Annotated in this window: 5 protein-coding genes and 1 pseudogene; 2 read left to right on the top strand and 4 right to left on the bottom strand. The window is 73.0% G+C overall.

All coding sequences use genetic code 11. The annotated features are described in order from the left end of the window. Positions 1 to 89: 89 nt before the first annotated feature. A pseudogene (locus tag AOK11_RS41150) lies at positions 90 to 682 on the top strand (DUF1707 SHOCT-like domain-containing protein). A 63-nt stretch (positions 683 to 745) separates the two neighbouring features. Here AOK11_RS41150 and AOK11_RS36390 read toward each other — a convergent pair. Continuing rightward, complete coding sequence (locus AOK11_RS36390) at positions 746 to 2,122, bottom strand: SGNH/GDSL hydrolase family protein (protein ID WP_055597907.1); 1,377 nt, start codon at positions 2,120 to 2,122, stop codon at positions 746 to 748. Positions 2,123 to 2,588: 466 nt separating this feature from the next. Between AOK11_RS36390 and AOK11_RS36385 the strand changes: the two genes are divergently transcribed. Next, positions 2,589 to 3,977: a DUF445 domain-containing protein gene (locus AOK11_RS36385; protein WP_107098770.1), complete on the top strand. Its 1,389-nt coding sequence runs from the start codon at positions 2,589 to 2,591 to the stop codon at positions 3,975 to 3,977. Positions 3,978 to 4,229: 252 nt separating this feature from the next. On the opposite strand, the gene AOK11_RS36380 is transcribed toward AOK11_RS36385, so the two are convergent. From AOK11_RS36380 to AOK11_RS36370, 3 genes are all read right to left on the bottom strand, one after another. Further along, positions 4,230 to 4,445, bottom strand: coding sequence for a hypothetical protein (locus tag AOK11_RS36380; protein ID WP_055597906.1), 216 nt, complete (start codon positions 4,443 to 4,445; stop codon positions 4,230 to 4,232). 290 nt (positions 4,446 to 4,735) lie between these two features. Continuing rightward, positions 4,736 to 5,038, bottom strand: coding sequence for a hypothetical protein (locus tag AOK11_RS36375; RefSeq protein WP_055597905.1), 303 nt, complete (start codon positions 5,036 to 5,038; stop codon positions 4,736 to 4,738). A gap of 63 nt (positions 5,039 to 5,101) precedes the next feature. Continuing rightward, positions 5,102 to 5,536 (bottom strand): DUF998 domain-containing protein (locus AOK11_RS36370; RefSeq protein ID WP_157869526.1); only part of this gene is annotated, 435 nt, incomplete at its 5' end.

The following is a 5,536-nucleotide window of genomic DNA, read 5'->3' as shown; positions in this document are numbered from 1 at the left end:
CTCCGGGGGCATCCCGGAGGGCCGGGACGAGGGCGTCGGGCGGGTGGTCTCGTAGCCCTCGGCCGGGGGGACCTCGTAGGCTGCTGTGTATGACCGACGACGCAGTCCCGGACCTCCGCGCCTCCGATGCCGACCGCGAGCGCGTCGCCGCCGTTCTGCGGGACGCCGTCGCCGAGGGGCGCCTGGACATGGAGGAGTTCGAGGAGCGGCTGGACGCGACGTACAAGGCGCGGACCTACCGGGAACTCGAGCCGATCACCCGCGACCTGCCCGCCCCCGGCGTGTCCCGCAGGGTGTCGAGGTCGTCGTCCGCGGCATCGGTGTCATGGGCGGCTTCGACCACCGTGAGGAGGGCGTGCCGGGCGAGCCGGGCGCCCCCCGCGTCATCGTCTCGGGCTTCGCCTTCTGGGGCGGCGTCGGCGTCAAGCGCAAGCTGACCCGGGCGGAGAAGCAGCAGTTCCGGGAGGAGCGCCGCCGCGAGAAGCTGGAGCGCAGGGCGAACCGCCGCGGGGAAGGTGCGGGCGGCGACGCGGACCACCATGAACTGGGCGCCTCCTCGTCCGGCCAGGCCGCCCTCGGCCACGACCACGGAGGCTTCGGTCACGGCTCCTTCGGCTTCGAGTCCTCGCACGGCCGACGGGCCGAGGAGCAGGGCGAACGCCGCCGCGACCGGGACCGCTGACCGGCACCGCAGGCCGGGACCACTGACCGGGAGCACTGACCAGGCCACGGACCGGCCCACCCCCTACAGCTGCGCCGGCGCCCCGCCCTTCAGGTCGTTCAGGTCGAAGATCTCGGCCATCCGCGTGTACCCCCGGTCGCTCGGGTGCAGGTGGTCGCCCGAGTCGTAGAGGGGGCGCAGTCGGCGCGGGTCGTAGGGGTCGCGCAGTGCCCGGTCGAAGTCGACGACGGCGTCGAAGACGCGCCCCGCGCGGATCTCCGCGTTGATCCGCTGCCGCACCGCCTCGCGCGCGTCGGTGTGTCCGCGGTGGCCGCCGAACGGCATCAGGGTCGCGCCGACGACCTTCAGCCCGCGGGCGTGGGCCCGGTCGACGAGGGTCTTCAGGCCGCCGACGATCGCGTCGGGGTCGGCGAGGTCCGGGTCGCGCAGGATGTCGTTGATGCCGAGGTCGACGACGAGGACCTTGACGTTCGTGCGGCCGAGGACGTCACGGTCGAAGCGCTTCAGGGCACTGGGGTTCTCCGCGGGGCGGCCGAGGCCGTCGGCGAGGACCCGGTTGCCGCTGATGCCGCCGTTGACGACGCTGTAGCGCGGTACGTCCCGCCCTGCCGCGGCCGCTTCGCGCAGCCGGTCGGACAGGATGTCCGGCCAGCGGTTGTTGGCGCCGACGGTGGAGGTGCTGCCGTCGGTGAGCGAGTCGCCGAGGGCGACGACGGTGCCCTCCGAGTCCCTGCTCAGCACGTCCAGCCCGGTCAGGTAGCGCCAGAAGGCGCTCTCCTCGGTGTACACGGCGCCGGTCGTGTCCTCGGTGTGCTCGCCGACGGCGGCGTACGAGGTCTGGCGTGCGTACGTGTGGCGGGTGACCGGTCCGGAGCCGGTGGGGGAGTACGTGGTGACCAGCACGTCTCCGTCGTGCGGGACGGCGATGCGTACGGCGTCGCTCGTCACCTGGCCGCCGGCCGGGATGACGACGCCGGTCCGCCCCCGGAAGGTGACCTGCCGCATGGTGTCGGCGAGTGCCGCCGCGCCGCCTCGGTCCGCGGACAGGGCGATCGAGGCGCGGTTGATGGTGAGCGGGGACTGGCCGTAGAGGTTGGAGAGGGTGATCCGGGCGGCGGTGCCGCCGACGCTGGTGTGCACGACGTTGCGCAGCGAGCGGTTCGCGAGGCCGGTCATCTCGGTGTCGGGCTCGCCGCCGACCGGGGAGGCCGCCCAGGAGGAGACCCAGGTGCCGGTGGAGGCCGGTGCGGCCGGGTTCCGGTGTCCGTCGCGGCCGTCGACGAGGGTGTCGCGGTCTCTGGTGCCGTCGCCGTACAGGTCGGACGACACGCCGACGTATATGGTCGCGGACACCGCCACGATCGCGGCGATCACCGCGGCGAGCAGGGCGCGGTACTTCGCGGTGGGCGCTCCCGCGCTCCCGTCACGTCCCCCGGTCATGCTGTTCTGTTCTCCTCGGACGGTCGGAGTCCGAGACTCCGTACGGATGAGCCCATGATGCGGCATGGACGGACGGCGGCCCGCAGGGACCTCGCGGGGATCCCGTTGCGACTTCACTGCGACTGCACTGCGCCCCCGCTGGGATTCCATGGACAGCCGGTCGGCTTCGCCCCGACTTCCCTCTTACTTCTCTCTGAGGTCCACCCTGGCCTCACGCTGCGGGTTGCCCTGATTTCCCCCTGATTTCCCCCCGGTCTCGTCCCGCTTTCCTCCTGCTCTCCAGGCGGAATCCCCCTCCGAGTCCCTTGCCGGGGCGCTCGTGGGGGAGCCGTCGGGCCGTCCATGGGACAGACGCCGGGAACTCCTGTTCCGTTCCGGGAGTCGGACGGGAAGGGACAATGTGTGAGGGATCACCGAACGGGCGGAGCGGATGGAGCGGGGCGGAACGGATGAACGGATCGAGCGGATGAACGAGGTGGACGCCACGGACACCGCGAACACCGTGAGCACGGAGGGCACCGGCACCACGGGGGCCGGGGGTGGTGGAGGCCCGCGCACGCAGGCCCGCGCCGGTGGGGTCACCCACCGCACGATGACGACGTTCAGTCCGGCGGACGAGGAGAAGCGGCGCGGAGTGCGCCAGATGAAGCTCATCGCCACCGGGCTGCTGCTGTTCGTCGCCGTGGTGTACGTCCTGGCCGAGTGGGCGTCCCACTCGGGCGCCGGAGCCTGGGCGGGCTACGTCGCCGCGGCGGCGGAGGCGGGCATGGTGGGCGCGCTCGCCGACTGGTTCGCCGTGACCGCGCTGTTCCGCCACCCGCTGGGCCTGCGCATCCCGCACACCGCGATCATCCCCACCAAGAAGGACCAGCTCGGCGTCTCCCTGGGCGAATTCGTCGGCGAGAACTTCCTCTCCGAGGACGTCGTCCGCGGGCGGCTGCGCTCCGTCGGCATCGGCAGCCGGCTCGGCGCCTGGCTGGCGGTGCCCGAGCACGCCGACCGGGTCACCGCCGAGTTGTCGGCCGCCCTGCGCGGCGCGCTGACCGTCCTGCGCGACTCCGACGTCCAGGCGGTGGTCGGCGAGGCGATCACCCGCCGCGCGGACGCCCAGGAGATCGCGCCCGGTATGGGCAAGCTGCTGGAGAAGATCGTCGCGGACGGCGGCCACAAGAAGGCCGTCGACGTCGTCGTCACCCGTGCCCACGACTGGCTCCTGCTGCACGGCGAGTACGTGATGGACGCCGTGCACGGCGGGGCTCCCGGCTGGACCCCGCGGTTCGTGGACCGCAAGATCGGCGACCGCGTCTACAAGGAGCTGCTGCGCTTCGTCACCGAGATGCGCGACATGCCCTCCCACCCCGCGCGCGGCGCCCTCGACCGCTTCCTCGCCGACTTCGCCTCCGATCTCCAGTCCGACACCGAGACCCGCGCCCGGATCGAACGCCTCAAGGGCGAGATCCTCGGCCGTGACGAGGTCCAGGACCTGATCGCCTCCGTCTGGACGGCCGTGCGGTCCATGATCGTCGCCGCGGCGGAGGACGAGCGCAGCGAGCTGCGGCTGCGCGTCCGCGCCTCGCTGCTGTCGCTGGGCGCGCGCATGTCGGCCGACGCCAGGCTGCAGGGCAAGGTCGACGGCTGGCTGGAGAGCGCCGCGGTGTACGTCGTCACCACCTACCGGAGGGAGATCACCTCCCTGATCACGGACACCGTGGCGGGCTGGGACGCCGAGCACACGACGAAGAAGATCGAGGCCAACATCGGCCGCGACCTCCAGTTCATCCGCATCAACGGCACGGTCGTCGGTTCTCTCGCCGGGCTGTTGATCTACACGGTCTCCCGCATGCTGGGGGCGTAGGGCCCGTCCGGCGGGCCCTGCCCCACGGCACGGCGGGCGTTTTCCTCCCGGCCCAGGGCACGAGGGAGGCATTCGCCCGACGGAGCTCGAGGGAGCTCGACGGAGAGGGAGCCATGGCAGGGGATTCGTCGTCGGCCTCGGTGCCCGCCTCCACCGGCACCATCACCACGGCCGTCCCGGCCCGTCTGGACCGGCTGCCCTGGTCACGGTGGCACTGGATGATCGTGATCGGCCTGGGCGCCGTTACAGGTCTCAGCCGGTCCCGCGGTCCAGGACGCGGCGGGCCGCCTCGGCTTCCGCCGCCGGCGGGGACAGCTCGTCGAGGGAGTCGAGTTCGGTATCTTCCTCCAGCTCCCGTTCCCAGGCCGCCGCGAGCCGTTCCTGTTCCTCGCGCGGTTTGGCGCTGATGACTTTCCGGTGATCCGGGTCCAAAGCCGTCAGGAATCGTCCGACCGGGTCCGTGGACATGCCGTGCTCCTCGTCACTGGGAAGAAGGCCACTCCCAGCACCAGCATGGCCAGCCGGGCCGAAGACGGCGACCCGAGACGGCCCGTGACCACCTCCATGACCTCCGATCACCCGGAGGCCCCGGAGCGGCACGGCCCCGGAACGACAGGTCCTCGAGCATCGACTCGCGCGGAATGGCCGGTCGTCTCGTCCCACAGCGGCGCACGGCTCCGCCGCCGGTGGCCACGCCCACGGGCCGTCCCCGGCACGCACCTGCGCCGGCCCGTCGAGGCGCGCGCCGTGCCCGTGTCTCACCCGCGCCGGTCGGCGACCGCCCACGACGCCAGCGCCACGGCACCCGCCACACCGAACACGGCGGGCCAGGCGCCGACCTTCTTCGCCAGGGGATGCGACCCCGCGAAGGCGGCGACGTACGCGACCGACAGCGCCCCGGCGGCCTTCCCACCGGCCCGCTCCCGCCATTCCCGCGCCGCGGCGGCCCCCGCCACGGCGAGGACGACCCCGCCCAGCGGCCGCTTCCGGGTCCAGCGGGCCACCCCGTACCCGCCGACGAGTCCACTCGCGGCCAGCACCGAGCCGGGAACCTTCGCCATGTCCTGCGCCTCCTGCCACCACGCCCGCCCACTGCCGAGGCGGGATCTCACTTCCCCCCGAGGCTAACCCCCGGAAGGACCCGCACCGGCACGGGCCCTTCCCGCACCGGCCTCCGCCACCGCGGTCCGCGTACGGCCTGCTCGGAGGGCGCATCCCCGTACGCCGAGGGCCGCCGCCCAGAACAGGAAGGGATACGCGGCGACCCGTTCCATGCCTCCCATGCCGAGGCCGAGGTAGTGGCCGGACAGGAACAGCCCGAAGGCCAGGAGCGCGACGACCCCCAGCAGGCCGGTCGCCCGGCGCAGCGGGCGCGGAACACGGTCCGCCAGGCCGAACCCCGCCAGGACGAGGCCGACGTTTCCCGACCCCATGACGAGCGCGGCGCCCACGACGTGCAGGCCCTTGTGGACGTCCGTGGGGGCCAGCCCGATCAGTACGAACCCCGCGCCGCCACTGACCAGCAGCATCCAGGCCGAGACGGCGACCCGCCCCCCGCG

The organism is Streptomyces hirsutus, assembly GCF_001418415.1.
Lineage (GTDB): Bacteria > Actinomycetota > Actinomycetes > Streptomycetales > Streptomycetaceae > Streptomyces > Streptomyces hirsutus.
This window is presented reverse-complemented; position numbering and strand designations above follow the sequence as displayed.